This window comes from Rhodophyticola sp. CCM32 (assembly GCF_004751985.1).
Taxonomy (GTDB): domain Bacteria; phylum Pseudomonadota; class Alphaproteobacteria; order Rhodobacterales; family Rhodobacteraceae; genus Rhodophyticola.
This window is the reverse complement of record NZ_CP038492.1, coordinates 659,451-674,645: the sequence shown is the minus strand read 5'-3', so window position 1 is coordinate 674,645 and position 15,195 is coordinate 659,451. Positions and strand designations below refer to the sequence as shown.

The window sequence follows — 15,195 nt, the reverse complement described above, 5'->3', positions numbered from 1 at the left end:
GCAAGGGCGCTCGCTATGGGCAAACCTCATCCATTTGAGCTTCGGCAGCGCGTTGTGGCGCATGTTGAGGCTGGCAACACGCATCGTTCAGCGGCGGCGCGTTTCGATGTCTTGGCCAAATTCGTCAATGACATGGTCAGGCTGAAACGTCAGACAGGGTCGCTTGAGCCTAAGCGTCAGGGCAATCCGGGCATTGGCAAGCTGACACCTCATTCAGACCGGGTAGCGTGTGCAGGGTGAGACCAAGGGCGAAATCACGTTTGAGGAAATGGCTGCGCGACTGTTGGCTGAGCGTGGTGTATCTGTCGAGAGGCAGCTCAGTCTGGCGGCTCTTTCAGCGGCTCGGCCTGACGCATAAAAAAAGATTTGCAAGCGCTTGAGCAAAAGCGTGCCAAGGTTGCGCGTCAGCGGCGCATCTGGACCGCACATCGCCAGAGCCCTTCATGGCCCATATTCTGGAACGTATTGGTTTTCTTGACGAGACCCGGTTGAAAACCAACACGGCCAAATCAACCGGCTGGCGATGCGCGGCAAACGACTGGTCGATCACCCTCCTGCCCGGCGACCCCGCCGGGCGGAAAGCTGGTTCGGGGTTTTGTAGACTAAAACGATTTCGCTATAGCGCGCCAATCGGCTGGACGGGTTGCCCGATACAGGGCTGCCGGGAGCCAGCAAAAAAGCCCGGTCAGAACCGGGTGAAACGCGAGGCCCGGCGTATGCTGCGCATGCCGCGGCGCACGGATTGTTGCTGGTCGCGTTCGGCCGCCCTTTGTTCGGGCGTTGCCGCATCGTCCCGGTTCTGACGATCCTGGCCGCGACCACGAGTGGCACGGTTGATCCCCGCATTGATCCCCCGGCTGACCACCTGGCGGATGAAGATATTGATGACCATCCGAATGATACGATCCATCTGTCGGGCCTCCTGTTCGATCCTCTGCCCTTTATAGCGAAATCGTTTTGTTTGCACCATTGCTCATCGAAATTCGCGTTCGAGATCAGCAGCTTGCTGACCCGGAGGCAGAGAATTTTGATTCAGATCAAACGATTTCTGCTCTAATATAGGGTAAAACGCGGCAGAAATCAGGCGTGTTGCGTTTATTCCCCGAAAAGCTCGTCCTGGCCGTCATCTTCGGGCCCGTCATCCAGTTCGGCGAAATCATCTTCGCCACCCGGCCCCGGCATCAGGGCCGGCGGCGGGCGGCTGTCCAGCAGACCGGCAGAGCGGAGCTCTTTCAGCCCGGGCAGGTCGCGGGTGTTTTCCAGCCCGAAATGATCCAGAAACCCTTGCGTCACCACATAGGTCACCGGTCGGCCCGGTGTCATCTTGCGGCGCCCGAAACGCACCCATTCCATCTCGATCAGCTGGTCCACCGTGCCCCGGCTGACACTGACACCGCGAATTTCCTCGATCTCGGCGCGGGTCACCGGCTGGTGGTAGGCGATGATCGACAGGGTCTCGATCGCCGCACGGCTGAGCTTGCGGGTCTCCACCGTCTCCCGGCTCATCAGAAAACCCAGATCGGCGGCGGTGCGGATCGCCCAGGCATCGCCCGCCTTCACCAGGGTCACGCCCCGGCCCTCATAACGCCGCCGCAACAGCACCAGCGCCTCGGCGGCATCGCAGCCATGGGGCATGCGGTCGGTCATCTGTCGCGCGGTCATCGGCTCTGCCGAGGCAAACAGCAACGCCTCGACCATACGCTCCTGCTCGGCCAGGGGCGGGGCCTGAAACAGGCTTTCCTCGCGGGCATCTTCCGACGTGTCGTCTGGCTCACTCATTCCGGGTCGTCTTTGCGTTTCAACTGGATCGGTTCAAATATGTCGGACTGGCGCAGGGTCACCTTTCCCGCCTTGGCCAGTTCCAGCGCCGCCGCAAAGGTGGAGGCGGTGGCCGAGCGGCGGCGTTTCGGGTCCATCTCCCAGCCTTCGGGGATATAAGAGGCGATATCGGTCCAGTCACCTGCAAACCCGATCAGCCCGCGCATCCGGTCCAGCGCCTCCTCCATCGTGAAAACACTGTCCCGGTCCATCACGAAGGGGCGGAAGTCATCGCGGGTGCGGATCCGCGCATAGCCCTGCATCAGGTCGATCAGGCTGGCGGTATAGGTGATTTTCCGCGCCGTGGTGACATCTTCGGGCACGCCGCGCACAAAGCGGTCCCGCCCCAGACGGTCCCGCGCCATCAGCTTGGCCGCGCATTCGCGCATCGCCGCCAGCCGTTCCAGCTGAAACGCCAGATGGGCGGCCATTTCCTCGCCCGACGGGCCTTCTTCGGACGGGTCCGGCGGCAGCAGCAGGCGGGATTTCAGAAACGCGAGCCAGGCCGCCATCACCAGATAATCGGCGGCCAGTTCGATCCTGAGTGACCGGGCCTGTTCCACAAAGACCAGATATTGTTCGGCCAGTTGCAGGACCGAAACGCGGCGCAGATCGACCTTCTGGGTCCGCGACAGCATCAGCAACAGGTCCAGCGGCCCCTCGAACCCGTCCACATCGACGATCAGCGCTTCGGCAGCCCGGCGTTCACCGAGCGCGTCCCAATCCGCGTCATTGTCATTTGCCGGTGTGGGTGTGGGGGTGTCAGCCATAAACCTGCCCGTTGAGAAGCGTCGCAAGGTCGGCCTCGATGGCATCAATGTCAAGCACATCCGGGGCCCGGCGCTGGTTGAGCGCCTGCTCTGCACGGTCCTGCGCGATCCCGTCAAGCGGGCCGCTGGCGGCCACAACCTCCGCCATCTCGGCCCGGTCGCCATTGCAGTGCAGGATGATGTCACAGCCCGCCCTGCGTGACAGGGTCGCGCGCTCGGCCAGCGTGCCCGACAGCGCCCCCATGGACAGATCATCGGTCATCAGCAGGCCCTGAAACCCGATCTCGTCCCGGATCATGGCAATCAGAGCGGGCGACATGGTGGCGGGCAACCCGTCTTCAATCGCCTCATAGACCATATGGGCACTCATCCCCATGGGCAGGTCAGCCAGCGGTCTGAACGCCGCGAAATCGACGGCGCGCAGGTGATCCAGCGGTGCCGTGACACGGGGCAATGTCTTATGGCTGTCCACCGCGCCCAGACCATAGCCGGGCAGATGTTTCAGAACCGGCAGGACACCCCCGGCCAGCAGCCCCTCGGCCACCGCACGGGCCACGGCAACAATATCGGGCACTTTCGTGCCATATAACCGGTTCAGCAGGACCGGATGGGTGGTGTCGCGGGCCACATCGGCCAGGGGCGCGCAATTCGCATCAATCCCCACATCGCGCAATTCATCGGCAATCAGCCTTGCGCGCAGCCCCATGGAGCGCGCCGCCCGATCCGGCCCGGCGGCCCGAACCTGATCCAGTGCCGGGCGCCATTGCCGCCAATGGGGCGGGCCCATGCGCTGCACCCGACCGCCTTCCTGATCAATCAGCACAGGCGCGTCGCGGCCCACGGCCTTGCGCAGATCACCGGTCAGACGGCGCAATTGATCGGGCGTCTCGATATTTCGGGCAAACAGGATAAACCCCCAGGGCCGGGTCTCGGCAAAGAATGCCGCCTCATCCGGGGTCAGCACGGGGCCGGCACAGCCAAGAATGGTGGCTGAGGCCCCGGTCATTATGGTCAGCGCACCGTGACCGGGATACAGGCGGCGCCCTGTGCCAGAAGCGTGGTGCAGAACCGGCGCGCATCGCTCAGATCCACGAACCCATGGGCGCGCAGGCGGTAAAACTCCCGCCCGCCCGATATTGCGGGCTGCACAATCCGCGAGCGACCGACAAAGAAATCCGGGAAACCCTGGCTCAACCGGTCCCATTCGGCACGCGCGGTCTGTTCATCGTCAAAGGCCCCAAGCTGCACCAGACGGGTGCCGGGGGTCAGGCTGTCGGGGTCAATCTCGGCCCCCGCGCTGACCTGAATGACAGGGGTCGCATCTGTTGTGCCGGTGGTCAGCATTGCCACCTGAACACCCTCGGGACGGCTGGTGGGGCGGGGCGAATTGCGCACACCGGGGACAGAGATCGGAATCGTCACAAAAGCATTGCGGCCGGGGGTTGCACCGGCCTCAGTGGCCGTGCCTGCGCTGGCATCTGCCTGCCCGGTTTCGGCCTCGGGGGCGGTATCCTCCCCCCCCTCCATCAGCCGGTCGATCAATGCCAGCGTCGCCTCGCTGGCCGCCTCGGGGGTCGGCGCCTCGGGTGCAACCTCGGTTGTCACTTCCGGCAGGCTGGCCGAACTCAGGTCAATCTCGGCCAGTTCCACCGGTGGCGGGGCCAGAACGATCCGCTCGGCGGCGGGTTCGGCCTCCTGCCCCTCGGCAATCCGGTTCACCGCAAGACCCTGATGATCGGCCTGGCTGCCCCCGGGGGTTTCGGGGGCCACCCGCATCGCCCCTTCCAATGCGCGGATCACCGGCACACCGGTGACATCCCGCATGGTCAGTTGCCAGGCCCAGACAATCATGCCCAGGATCAGCCCAAGTGAAATCAACGCGCCCATCCAATTGGCCAATATGCCAAAGCGCGACGGCCCCGGCTGTGGCGCGGATGCATATGCCTCTTCCTCGAAATAGTCGATATCTGCCATGCCTGCCCTCTTTCGCACCCGGCAATGGCTGCCGCCGGGTTCTGCCTGCTCGGCCCCGCATCGGCGCTTTGTTATCGAGGTCCAGCCTCAGCGCATTTCATCCAGCGGGGTCACCCCTAAAATACCAAGACCTGCTGAAATAACAACGGCTACGGCACGAATCAGTGCAAGTTTCGCCAGTGTTGCGGTTTCGTCATCCTCCTGCAGGAAGCGCAGGGCGGGGTCGACATTGCCCTTGTTCCACAACCCATGGAACTCTGACGCCAGATCATAGAGGTAAAATGCCACCCGGTGCGGCTCATGTGTCTGGGCCGCAATCTCCACCAGACGCGGCCATTCCGCCAGCTTTGCCGCCAGTGCAAGTTCCGCCGGATCGGCAATCGCAGACAGGTCCGCCACGGCCAATGCGGTGTCATCGGTGGCGCATCCCGCCTCCGCCGCCTTGCGCAGGACCGAACAGATCCGCGCATGGGCGTATTGCACATACCAGACCGGGTTTTCCTTCGACTGTTCGGTCACCTTGTCCACATCGAAATCAAGCGGCGCGTCATTCTTGCGTGTCAGCATGACAAAGCGGGTCACATCCGGGCCCACCAGATCGACCACATCGCGCAATGTCACAAACGTGCCCGCGCGTTTCGACATTTTCAGCTCTTCCGCGCCGCGCCGCAATTTCACCAACTGGGTAAGTTTGATATCCAGCGGCACGCGCCCGTCAGACAGGGCCGACACAGCGGCCTTCATCCGTTTGACATAGCCCCCGTGATCGGCGCCGAATACATCAATAAGCTCATCAAACCCTCTGGAAACCTTATCAAAATGATAGGCGATATCGGGGGCGAAATAGGTCCAGCTACCATCTGATTTCATCACCGGGCGGTCCACGTCATCGCCATGTTCGGTGGATCTGAACAGGGTCTGGATGCGCGGCTCCCAATCTTCGGGCGTCTTGCCCTTGGGCGGCTCCAGCGTGCCCTCATAGATCAGGCCCTTGCCGCGCAGATCGTCAATCGCCGCCTCGATCCGGCCGGTGCCGTAAAGCGATTTTTCGGAATAGAACACATCCATACGGACACCAAGCTGCGCCAGATCCGCCCGGATCATCGCCATCATCGCCTCGGTGGCGAATGCCCGTAGTTCGGCCAGCCAGAACTGCTCGCCCTTGTCCACAAAGGCATCGCCAACCTTGTCTTTCAGCGCCTGCCCCACCTCGATCAGGTAATCCCCGGGATAGGTGCCGTCCTCGAAGGCGACCTCCTGCCCATGGGCCTCCAGATAGCGCAGATAGACCGACCGGGCGAGCACATCGACCTGCCCGCCACCATCATTGATGTAATATTCGCGCGTCACCTCATGGCCGCTGAAATCCAGCAGGCTGGCCAGGGCATCGCCGAAAACCGCGCCCCGCGTATGGCCCACATGCAGCGGCCCGGTCGGATTGGCCGACACATATTCGACATTGACCTTCCGGCCCCGGCCCATATCGGACCGGCCGAATGCCACGCCCGCCGTCAGGATACCGCGGATCACCCCGCGCCAGGTCTCCCCCGACAGGCGCAGATTGATGAAACCGGGGCCCGCCACATCGGCGCTGTCGATCCGCGCATCCTCTGCCAGCCTGACCACCAGAGCCTCGGCGATATCACGCGGTTTCATCCCCGCAGGCTTGGCCAGAACCATTGCGGCATTGGTCGCCATATCCCCATGGGCCGCATCGCGCGGCGGCTCCACCGTCACATTGCGCATCTGTAATCCGCGCGGCAGCACATCCTCGGCAACCAGCCCGTCAAGGCTTTGCAGAACAAGGGCGCGGATATCGGCAAACAAGGTCATGGGACGATCCTAAGGTGCATGTGCGCGCGGTGTATCACGGGCACCGCAGAGGTCAAACGGATTGGCTCCCCCCCCCCCACCAGCCGATGCAAAAACCAACGCCCGTCTTCTTCTTGTTCCAAATACGCCTGTCCCCTGCCCGCCCGCCGGGCATAAACCTAACCGGGCTTCAGGCCGGGTTTTTACGCAGGCGCGCCACGCCCTCCGACCAGACGCTCATGTTCCTGCAGGGCAAAGCGATCGGTCATACCGGCGATGTAATCGGCCACGATCCGCGCCAGGGCGGTCTCACCCGCCGCCGCCTCCACATCCTTGCGCCATTGTTTCGGCAGGCTCCCGGGATCGGCCATGAAATAGGGGAAAAGTTCATTGACAACCTGCGTCACCTCGGCCCGCATCTCCACCACGCCGGGGGCGCGGTACATGCGGGTAAACAAAAATGCCCGGATCACATTCAGATCAGCCCAAAGCCGGTCTGAAAAGCGGATCACACCGCGCCCCGCCTGACGAACCTCCGCCACGCTTTGCGGCGCAATCTCGGCCAGATTGGCCTGCGCAACCGAAATCACATCCTCGACCAGCACCCCGAAAAACCGGCGCAGGGCCTCATGTCGGCGGCGATAATAATTCAGCCCCGGATAGTGCTGATCCACCTCTGCAAAGCACCCATCGAGTATTGGCAGTTCCGCCAGTTCATCACTCGAAAACAGTTCCGCCCGCAACCCGTCATGCAGATCGTGATGGTTATAGGCCACATCATCGGCAATCGCGGCCACCTGCGCCTCTGCACTCGCATGGCTGGACAGATCCAGATCATGACGCGCCTGATATTCCGCCAGCGCCCAGGGCAGCGTGCCGGTGACAGGCCCATTATGTTTCGCCAGCCCTTCCAGCGTCTCCCAGGTCAGGTTCAGCCCGTCAAACGCCGCATAATGCCGTTCCAGCGAGGTCACGATGCGGATCGCCTGGGCATTATGATCAAACCCGCCATAGGGCGCCATCAGCGCCGACAATGCCTCCTCCCCGGTATGGCCGAAGGGTGTGTGACCCAGATCATGGGCCAGGGCGAGAGCCTCGGTCAGCTCACCATTCAGGCCCAACACACCTGCAATCGTGCGCGCCACCTGCGCCACCTCGATCGAATGGGTCAGCCGGGTGCGGTAATAATCGCCCTCATGCTCCACAAAAACCTGGGTTTTGTGTTTCAGGCGCCGAAAGGCCGAGGCATGAATGATCCGGTCGCGGTCACGCTGAAAGCAGGAGCGGAAGGTGCTTTCCTCCTCCGCCACAAGCCGCCCGCGGCTTTTCGCCGGATCACATGCATAGATTGCCAGCATCCCCACCTCCTTGTGGCCGCCCCTCACGCCCCATATATTCATTTCAACACCGATGCGACACCGCCCGGAGCCCTGAACATGTCCCTGACCCTGACCATCCCGCCCAAAGTCACCCCCCGCGCCTTTGAACGGCTGGCCGAAATCAACGAGGATACGGATGCGCCCAAAGCCCTGCGCGTGGCCGTGGAAGGCGGCGGATGTTCCGGGTTTCAGTATGACATCAAGCTGGACGACCCCACAGAGGATGACCTGATCCTTGAAGGCAGCGGCCAGAAAGTTGTGGTCGACAGCATCTCCCTGCCATTTCTGGCCGATGCGGTGATTGATTTCTCGGAAGAACTGATCGGCGCCCGGTTCATCATCGAGAACCCGAACGCCTCCTCTTCCTGTGGCTGCGGGACGTCGTTTTCAATGTAACCACCTGTACCGCAACACTGACTCCAAGCGGCGCCAGACCAAAATTCTGCAACACATATACATTACGCGGAGGGCATCGCCCGAACCGAGGGGCAGGAAGCGAAGCGCCCGCCCCGTGGGGGCGGTTCGGGCGCTGCCCGGCGGTACCGCCGGGCGGGAGGATGATGCGGGGTGGTGCAGAATCTCAGTCCAAATCTATACGTTAGCATGGTTAATCAATTCTGAAGGGCCCTTCTCTGCTTGGAAAAATATCCCGGGGGGAGTCGCGGCACGCGACGGGGGCTGGCCCCCGCCCTTTCCAAAGCACCCTGCCTTGAACCTGCATCACCTATACCCTGCCACGCTCCGCGTTCCCGGGACATTTGTGATGAACGATATCTCAGGGTTAAGGCAGCATGCTGTAACAGACAGGCTTGGATTATAGGGCGAAACCGGGCAAAGCTGACGGGCGCATGCGAAAGGACCCGCCATGAAGATCGCCACGTTCAACATCAACGGCATCAAGGCCCGCGCCCAGGCCCTGCCCGACTGGCTGGACGCGGCAGAGCCGGATGTGGCGCTTTTGCAGGAAATCAAATCGGTTGATGAAGGGTTCCCCCGCGCCCTGTTTGAAGAACGTGGATATAATGTCGAAACCCATGGCCAGAAAGGTTTCAACGGTGTGGCAATCCTGTCGAAATACCCGCTGGAGGATGTGACCCGCGGCCTGCCCGGCGATGACACGGATGATCAGGCCCGCTGGATCGAGGCGAGTGTGATCGGTGATCAGGCGGCGGTGCGGGTCTGCGGGTTGTATCTGCCCAATGGCAACCCGGTGCCGGGGCCGAAATACGAGTATAAACTGGCCTGGATGGCGCGGATGGAGGCCCATGCGCACAGCCTTCTGGCCAGCGAGATGCCGGTTGTTCTGGCCGGGGATTACAATGTGATCCCGCAGGATGAAGATGCGGCCCGCCCGGAGGTCTGGCAGGAGGATGCGCTGGCCCGTCCGGAAAGCCGGGCCGCATTCCGGCGCCTGCTGCATCTGGGCTATACCGAGGCATTTCGGGCACGGGTCTTCGGGCAAGGGCATTATTCGTTCTGGGATTATCAGGCCGGGGCCTGGAACCGCAATGACGGGATCAGGATTGATCATCTGCTTCTCAGCCCGCAGGCGGCGGATCTGATGACCGATGTGCAGATTGATCAGGAGGTGCGCGGCCGCGAAAAACCCTCGGATCATGTGCCGGTCTGGGTCGATCTGGCGGCCTGACCCGGGGATGCCTAACGCGTTTCGGGTAAACCTTGCATCGAAAAAAGCTGCCTCTCGCCTTCGGCCTGAAATTCCACACCACCCCATACCACCCTTCCGCCCGGCGGCACCGCCGGGCAGCGCCCGAAGAACCGCCCCCATGGGGCGGACGCTTCTCGCCCACCCCTCGGCTCGGGCGGTGCTCTCCACGCAATGTATACGTGTTGCAGGTTAAACCCGAAACGCCATAGGTCAGCCTCTCCCGGGCCTGCGGCGCCGTTTCACCCGTGCCGGGATGAAAACCGGGACAAGCACGGTCAGGAACACCAGCCGGTAGATATGATGCAGCGCGGTGAAGGCCGGGTCCGCGCCCAGCATGATCGACAGCGCCGCCATGGTTTCCAGACCTCCGGGCGCAAAAGCGATCATCAGATCGGTCAGCGGCAGGTCTGACAGGTGATGCACGATCAGCGCCGCCACCAGGGTGGCGATCAGCGCAAGCACGGTCAGAAACACAGAGGCGGCAGCCGCCCGGATCACAAGCGCCAGGGTGACACCGGAAAACCGGGTGCCGATCAGCGTGCCCATGATCACGAATGTCGGGATCGCGATCCAAAGCGGCATGCCACCTGGCACCAGCCCCGCCCCATGGGCCGCAGTGGAAACGGCCATCCCCGCCAGAAGCAGGGCGGCGGGGATATTCCAGCGTTTGAGCAGCAGCCCCAGCCCGATAGCCAGCACCACGATCAGCGCCAGCGCAGGCAGGGCCATCGGTGTGGCGGGCGCTGTGCTCATCGACAGATCGGCATCGGTGATCAGCGCCACAACCGCAGGCACCAGCAGGGTCAGGATCAACACCCGCAGGGATTGCACGACTGCCACGATGGGGATGTCGGCCTTCACCTCGGTCGAGAGCGACAGAACAAAGCTGAGATGCCCGGGGGTTGCCGCCAGCCGCGCGGTGTTCCGATCATAGCCGAACACCCGCCCCAGGGCCCAGGACCCGCCAAAGAAAATCACCAGCAAAAGCAGGCTGAGCGCCACCAGCGGGATCGGCCATTGCCGTGCCGCCACCAGCACTTCGGGCGTCACACCGGCCCCCATTCCCACCCCGATCAGCACAAAACACACATCGCGCAACTGTACCGGAACATCTGTTGTCACACCCATCAGTGCTGCGAGGGAAACCAAGGCCGCAGGCCCGGTCAGAAAGGGCGCGGGGATGCCAAGCGCCCAGGCAATCGCAGCACCGATGGCCCCGATACCAAGGGTCGTGCCTGTTTTATACATTACGTTTCGTAAGAGATGGGTTTCGCATATGCCCTGTCTTTGACGCGCCGCAGCCAAAGGGTCAAGCCGGGCGCGCCGGACAGACGCCAGTGATCCAAGGGGGGTCAGAGCCGGCACGCGCCACGCGAAAGCGACACCCCGTCAGGGGTGATCCCGGACCGTCCCTGCTTCATAAAACTGTTTCAAAACTGTAACAGAACCGATACTCAGTCAGTCTATCGCCGCTCGGTGGGGCATCTGCACCCACATATATCTGGCTATAACACGTTCCTGATGCGGCATTACCGTATCACTCGGACAGGAGGAATTCGATCATGACACCCAAGCTGCTTTTTGCCACCACCGCGATCAGTATCATCGCTGTTACAGCCGCGCAGGCCCAGGACCGTATCGAGGTTAATTTCTGGCACGCCATGGGCGGGCAACTGGGCGAGCGTGTCGATCAGTTCGCCTCTGATTTCAATGCCATGCAGGACAATTACCAGATCAATACCGTCTATCAGGGCAACTATACCGACACGATGACCACCGCGATTGCAGCCTTCCGCGCGGGCGAACAGCCCCATATCGTGCAGGTCTTCGAAGTGGGCACCGCGACAATGATGTCAGCGGCGGATAATGGTGCGATTTACCCGGTTCACCAGCTGATGGATGATGCGGGCATCGATTTTGATGAAGCCGCCTATATCCCCGGTGTGATCTCGTATTACAGCGATACCGATGGCAACCTGCTGTCCCTGCCTTTCAATTCCTCCACCCCGGTTGTGTGGTACAATGTCGATATGTTCGAGGCCGCCGATATCGAGGTGCCCACCACATGGGATGAGGTGATCGAGGCCTCCCGCGCGCTGGCCGCGAATGGCGTTGAAAGCCCGTTCGGCTTTGGCTGGCAATCCTGGACGATGATCGAGAATTACTCGGCCTGGCATAACATCCCGCTGGGAACGATGGAAAACGGGTTTGCCGGCATCGGGACCGAGTTCACCTTCAACAATGAGGCGGTCGTCAACCATATCCAGCGGCTCGCCGAGATGGGGGAAGAGGGTCTGTTCACCTATGGCGGACGCCGCGGTGACAGCCGGGGCATGTTCGTGAATGGCGAAGTTGCGATGTGGGTCAATTCCTCGGCCTATTATGGCGGGTTCGTCAATGACATCACCGATTTTGAGTTTAGCCAGACCATGATGCCGCTGGATACCGATGTGGCGGATGCGCCGCAAAACTCGATCATCGGGGGCGCCACGCTCTGGGTCCTTCAGGGCCATGAGGCCGAGGAATATCAGGGTGCGGCCGAGTTTCTTGCCTTTCTGTCCACCGCAGAGCAACAGGCTGATTGGGCAGGTTCAACCGGATATGTGCCGATCACCACGGCGGCAGCTGATCTGATGGCCGAACAGGGGTTCTTTGACGAAAACCCGGGCACCGATGTGGCCATTGAAGAGCTGAGCCTGAATGCGCCCACCCCGGCCTCGCGCGGTTTGCGCTTCGGCAATTTCGTGCAGATCCGCGACGTGATCAACGAAGAGCTGGAAGCCGTCTGGTCCGGTGACAAGACCGCACAGGACGCGATGGATGCCGCGGTCGAGCGGGGCAATGCCCTGCTGCGCCGGTTCGAAGCCGCCAATAGCTGACCCCAGATACCGCACCCCGGCCGGGCATCTTTCGCTCGGCCGGATCGCCTTTCAGACCCGGCTCCGAACATATGCAAAAACGCGTTTTCTTCCGATCGCTCTGGCTGCCCTATCTGCTGGTTCTGCCGCAGATTGCCGTCACTCTGATTTTCTTCATCTGGCCAGCCTATCAGGCGCTTGAGACCTCGTTCTATATCGAGGATGCCTTTGGCTTCTCGCGCAATTTCGTCGGGCTGGAAAACTTCCGCGCGCTGTTTGCAGACCCGGCCTATCTGCGCAGTTTCTGGACCACGCTGATCTTCGGCATCTCGGTCACCTTTCTGTCGATGTCCATTGCCCTGGCCCTTGCGGTTTGCGGCAATCGGGTGATCCGCAGTGCAAGCGCCTATCGCACCTTTCTGATCTGGCCCTATGCGGTTGCCCCCGCCCTGGCCGGGGTGATCTGGTTTTTCATGATGAACCCGTCGCTTGGGATCATCGCCTACTGGCTGGAAAGCATCTTCGGCTATGACTGGAACCATTACGTCAATGGCAATCAGGCGCTGCTGATGGTTGTCATCGCCGCCGCCTGGAAGCAGATCAGCTATAATTTCCTGTTTTTTCTTGCCGGCCTGCAATCCATTCCGAAATCCCTGATCGAGGCCGCCGCGATTGATGGTGCCTCCCCCACGCGGCGGTTCTGGACCATTGTCTTCCCGCTTCTGTCGCCAACCACATTCTTTCTGCTGGTGGTGAATCTTGTCTATGCCTTCTTTGACACATTCGCGATCATCCACGCGACCACATCGGGTGGCCCGGCAGATGCCACGTCAATCCTGGTTTACCGGGTCTATGCCACCGGGTTTGTCGGCCAGGATTACGGCTCAAGCGCCGCGCAATCCGTGGTTCTGATGGGGATCGTCATCGTGATGACGGTGATCCAGTTCCGTTACGTTGAACGCAGGGTGACATACTGATGGTTGAAAACCGCCCCCTTCTGAAAATCCTCACCCATGCGGTGCTGATCCTTGGTGTGCTGTTCCTGTGCTTTCCGGTCTGGATGGCCCTTGTGGCCTCCACCCATCCGGGGGAGGCGCTGCTGCGGTCCCCCATTCCCATGTGGTTTGGCGATCAGGGGGTGGAAAACTACACCCAGCTTCTGACCGGCGGCCTGCCCGAGGCGGGGGGTGTGCCGGTCTTGCGGATGATGTGGAACAGCCTGCTGATGGCCCTTGGCATCACCTTTGGCAAAATCGCGGTCAGCCTGCTGGCGGCCTATGCGATTGTGTATTTCCGCTTTCCCTTCCGCATGGTGTTTTTCTGGATGATCTTCATCACCCTGATGCTGCCGATCGAGGTGCGCATCCTGCCGACCTATGACATCGTCACCAATCTGGGCATGCTGAACAGCTATTGGGGGCTGACCATTCCGCTGATCGCCTCGGCCACCGCCACCTTCCTGTTCCGGCAATTCTTCCTGACCATCCCCGATGAGCTGGTCGAAGCCGCGCGGATTGACCGGGCCGGGCCGATCCGGTTCTTCATTGATATCCTTCTGCCGCTCAGCCGTACCAATATCGCGGCGCTGTTCATCATTCTCTTCATCTTCGGATGGAACCAGTATCTCTGGCCGTTCATCATCACCACCGATGTGGATCTCTACACCGTGGTGATGGGCATTCAGCGGATGGTGAATGTGGGCGAAGGCCTGCCGATCTGGCACCTGACCATGGGCACCGCCATTCTGGCGCTGATCCCGCCGGTTGTGGTGGTGCTGGCAATGCAACGGCTCTTTGTCAAAGGGCTTGTGGAAAGTGAGAAGTAAGACATGGCCGAATTGACGCTGACACAAGTGGGCAAGACCTATCCCGGTGGCGTGACCGCCGTGGGCGGGGCAGAGTTCGAGATCAGCGATGGGGAATTCATCGTTCTGGTCGGCCCCTCCGGCTGCGGCAAATCCACGATCCTGCGGATGATCGCGGGGCTGGAACAGATCACCACCGGGCAGATCACCATTGGCGGCCGGGTGGTCAATGATCTGGAACCGGGCGAACGCGACATCGCCATGGTGTTCCAGAATTACGCGCTTTACCCGCATATGTCGGTGCGCGCCAACATGTCCTACGGGTTGAAAAACCAGGGCATGGCGAAAGATGAGATCGCCAAACGGATCGAGGCGGCGGCGGCGACCCTGCAACTGGGAGAATATCTTGACCGCAAGCCCCGGCAGCTTTCCGGCGGGCAGCGCCAGCGGGTGGCCATGGGCCGCGCCATCGTGCGGGAACCTGCGGTGTTCCTGTTTGATGAACCGCTGTCAAATCTGGATGCGAAACTGCGCACCCAATTGCGGGCAGAGCTGAAAGACCTCCACACCCGCCTTGGCGCGACCTTTGTATTCGTGACCCATGATCAGGTCGAGGCGATGAGCCTGGCCGACCGGATCGTGATCATGAGCGCAGGCCAGATCGAACAGATCGGCACCCCGATGGAGCTGTACACCACCCCCGCCAGCCGGTTCGTGGCCGAATTCATCGGCGCCCCGCCAATGAATATCTACCCCCTGTCCTCCCCCGCCGGTCAGGCGCTTGGCACGATGGCAGGCCCCGTTCCGGCAGGCGCCACGCTGGCCGGTATCCGGCCCGAGGCGCTTCAGACCGGCACATCCGGGCCGCAGGCGCAGGTTGTGCTGGTCGAGGCGCTTGGCGCCGAGATGCTGGTGCATGCGAAACTGGGCGAGGACCGTCTGATCCTGCGCGCGCCCCTGGAGGCCGGCATGCGGGAAGGCCAGAACCTTCACCTGACCGCCCCGCCCGAGGCAATCAGGTTTTTCGATGCAAGCGAACGCGCGATGGCACATGACGCAGAGCCGGCGCTCAGCATCGTGGAATAGCCTGTGGGCCGGGGATTGTGGGATG

Annotated in this window: 14 protein-coding genes; 6 read left to right on the top strand and 8 right to left on the bottom strand. The window is 61.7% G+C overall.

The features are described 5' to 3' along the window. Window positions 1-685: 685 nt before the first annotated feature. The 7 genes from E2K80_RS03330 to E2K80_RS03300 form a co-directional block, all read right to left on the bottom strand. Entirely contained in the window at window positions 686-910 is a 225-nt protein-coding gene (locus tag E2K80_RS03330; protein WP_135372759.1) for a hypothetical protein, read from the bottom strand. Window positions 911-1,095: 185 nt separating this feature from the next. Then, window positions 1,096-1,779 carry an SMC-Scp complex subunit ScpB gene (gene scpB / locus E2K80_RS03325; protein ID WP_135372757.1) on the bottom strand — a complete coding sequence of 228 codons (684 nt, stop codon included), beginning with the start codon at window positions 1,777-1,779 and terminating at the stop codon, window positions 1,096-1,098. Beyond that, window positions 1,776-2,588: a segregation and condensation protein A gene (locus tag E2K80_RS03320; protein WP_135372755.1), complete on the bottom strand. Its 813-nt coding sequence runs from the start codon at window positions 2,586-2,588 to the stop codon at window positions 1,776-1,778. The genes scpB and E2K80_RS03320 overlap by 4 nt, the downstream gene beginning before the upstream one ends. After that, window positions 2,581-3,594: a glycoside hydrolase family 3 N-terminal domain-containing protein gene (locus tag E2K80_RS03315; protein WP_135372753.1), complete on the bottom strand. Its 1,014-nt coding sequence runs from the start codon at window positions 3,592-3,594 to the stop codon at window positions 2,581-2,583. Before E2K80_RS03315 ends, E2K80_RS03320 begins: the two co-directional genes overlap by 8 nt. Before the next feature lie 5 nt (window positions 3,595-3,599). Continuing rightward, a complete protein-coding gene (locus E2K80_RS03310; protein ID WP_135372751.1) occupies window positions 3,600-4,562 on the bottom strand; it encodes an SPOR domain-containing protein in 963 nt (320 codons plus the stop codon). 87 nt (window positions 4,563-4,649) lie between these two features. After that, complete coding sequence (gene argS, locus E2K80_RS03305; protein WP_135372749.1) at window positions 4,650-6,395, bottom strand: arginine--tRNA ligase; 1,746 nt, start codon at window positions 6,393-6,395, stop codon at window positions 4,650-4,652. Window positions 6,396-6,577: 182 nt separating this feature from the next. Then, window positions 6,578-7,732 carry a deoxyguanosinetriphosphate triphosphohydrolase gene (locus E2K80_RS03300; RefSeq protein ID WP_135372747.1) on the bottom strand — a complete coding sequence of 385 codons (1,155 nt, stop codon included), beginning with the start codon at window positions 7,730-7,732 and terminating at the stop codon, window positions 6,578-6,580. Between the two features lie 78 nt (window positions 7,733-7,810). Here E2K80_RS03300 and E2K80_RS03295 point away from each other — a divergent pair, with 78 nt between their 5' ends. Both E2K80_RS03295 and xth read left to right on the top strand, forming a co-directional pair. After that, window positions 7,811-8,149, top strand: coding sequence for a HesB/IscA family protein (locus tag E2K80_RS03295; RefSeq protein ID WP_210405419.1), 339 nt, complete (start codon window positions 7,811-7,813; stop codon window positions 8,147-8,149). 469 nt (window positions 8,150-8,618) lie between these two features. Next, window positions 8,619-9,401 carry an exodeoxyribonuclease III gene (gene xth, locus E2K80_RS03290; protein WP_135372745.1) on the top strand — a complete coding sequence of 261 codons (783 nt, stop codon included), beginning with the start codon at window positions 8,619-8,621 and terminating at the stop codon, window positions 9,399-9,401. Between the two features lie 231 nt (window positions 9,402-9,632). Here the strand turns inward: xth and E2K80_RS03285 are convergent, their stop codons facing one another. After that, window positions 9,633-10,670 carry an AbrB family transcriptional regulator gene (locus E2K80_RS03285; protein WP_135372743.1) on the bottom strand — a complete coding sequence of 346 codons (1,038 nt, stop codon included), beginning with the start codon at window positions 10,668-10,670 and terminating at the stop codon, window positions 9,633-9,635. Between the two features lie 314 nt (window positions 10,671-10,984). On the opposite strand from E2K80_RS03285, the gene ugpB reads away from it, so the two are divergent. The 4 genes from ugpB to ugpC all read left to right on the top strand — a co-directional run bounded on the left by ugpB (window position 10,985) and on the right by ugpC (window position 15,170). Continuing rightward, window positions 10,985-12,301 (top strand): sn-glycerol-3-phosphate ABC transporter substrate-binding protein UgpB, encoded by a 1,317-nt coding sequence (ugpB, locus tag E2K80_RS03280; RefSeq protein ID WP_135372741.1) that lies wholly within the window; start codon window positions 10,985-10,987, stop codon window positions 12,299-12,301. Between the two features lie 71 nt (window positions 12,302-12,372). Further along, window positions 12,373-13,257, top strand: a complete 885-nt coding sequence (ugpA, locus tag E2K80_RS03275) for a sn-glycerol-3-phosphate ABC transporter permease UgpA (protein ID WP_135372739.1) — start codon at window positions 12,373-12,375, stop codon at window positions 13,255-13,257. Further along, window positions 13,257-14,105, top strand: a complete 849-nt coding sequence (gene ugpE, locus E2K80_RS03270) for a sn-glycerol-3-phosphate ABC transporter permease UgpE (protein ID WP_135372737.1) — start codon at window positions 13,257-13,259, stop codon at window positions 14,103-14,105. The genes ugpA and ugpE overlap by 1 nt, the downstream gene beginning before the upstream one ends. A gap of 3 nt (window positions 14,106-14,108) precedes the next feature. Beyond that, window positions 14,109-15,170 carry a sn-glycerol-3-phosphate ABC transporter ATP-binding protein UgpC gene (ugpC, locus tag E2K80_RS03265; protein ID WP_135372735.1) on the top strand — a complete coding sequence of 354 codons (1,062 nt, stop codon included), beginning with the start codon at window positions 14,109-14,111 and terminating at the stop codon, window positions 15,168-15,170. Window positions 15,171-15,195 lie beyond the last annotated feature (25 nt).

Excerpts from the sequence above, each read along its gene's own strand:
- E2K80_RS03330 (WP_135372759.1), bottom strand. The coding sequence starts at position 910 with ATGGATCGTATCATTCGGATGGTCATCAATATCTTCATCCGCCAGGTG.
- scpB (WP_135372757.1), bottom strand. The coding sequence starts at position 1,779 with ATGAGTGAGCCAGACGACACGTCGGAAGATGCCCGCGAGGAAAGCCTG.
- E2K80_RS03320 (WP_135372755.1), bottom strand. The coding sequence starts at position 2,588 with ATGGCTGACACCCCCACACCCACACCGGCAAATGACAATGACGCGGAT.
- E2K80_RS03315 (WP_135372753.1), bottom strand. The coding sequence starts at position 3,594 with ATGACCGGGGCCTCAGCCACCATTCTTGGCTGTGCCGGCCCCGTGCTG.
- E2K80_RS03310 (WP_135372751.1), bottom strand. The coding sequence starts at position 4,562 with ATGGCAGATATCGACTATTTCGAGGAAGAGGCATATGCATCCGCGCCA.
- argS (WP_135372749.1), bottom strand. The coding sequence starts at position 6,395 with ATGACCTTGTTTGCCGATATCCGCGCCCTTGTTCTGCAAAGCCTTGAC.
- E2K80_RS03300 (WP_135372747.1), bottom strand. The coding sequence starts at position 7,732 with ATGCTGGCAATCTATGCATGTGATCCGGCGAAAAGCCGCGGGCGGCTT.
- E2K80_RS03295 (WP_210405419.1), top strand. The coding sequence starts at position 7,811 with ATGTCCCTGACCCTGACCATCCCGCCCAAAGTCACCCCCCGCGCCTTT.
- xth (WP_135372745.1), top strand. The coding sequence starts at position 8,619 with ATGAAGATCGCCACGTTCAACATCAACGGCATCAAGGCCCGCGCCCAG.
- E2K80_RS03285 (WP_135372743.1), bottom strand. The coding sequence starts at position 10,670 with ATGTATAAAACAGGCACGACCCTTGGTATCGGGGCCATCGGTGCTGCG.
- ugpB (WP_135372741.1), top strand. The coding sequence starts at position 10,985 with ATGACACCCAAGCTGCTTTTTGCCACCACCGCGATCAGTATCATCGCT.
- ugpA (WP_135372739.1), top strand. The coding sequence starts at position 12,373 with ATGCAAAAACGCGTTTTCTTCCGATCGCTCTGGCTGCCCTATCTGCTG.
- ugpE (WP_135372737.1), top strand. The coding sequence starts at position 13,257 with ATGGTTGAAAACCGCCCCCTTCTGAAAATCCTCACCCATGCGGTGCTG.
- ugpC (WP_135372735.1), top strand. The coding sequence starts at position 14,109 with ATGGCCGAATTGACGCTGACACAAGTGGGCAAGACCTATCCCGGTGGC.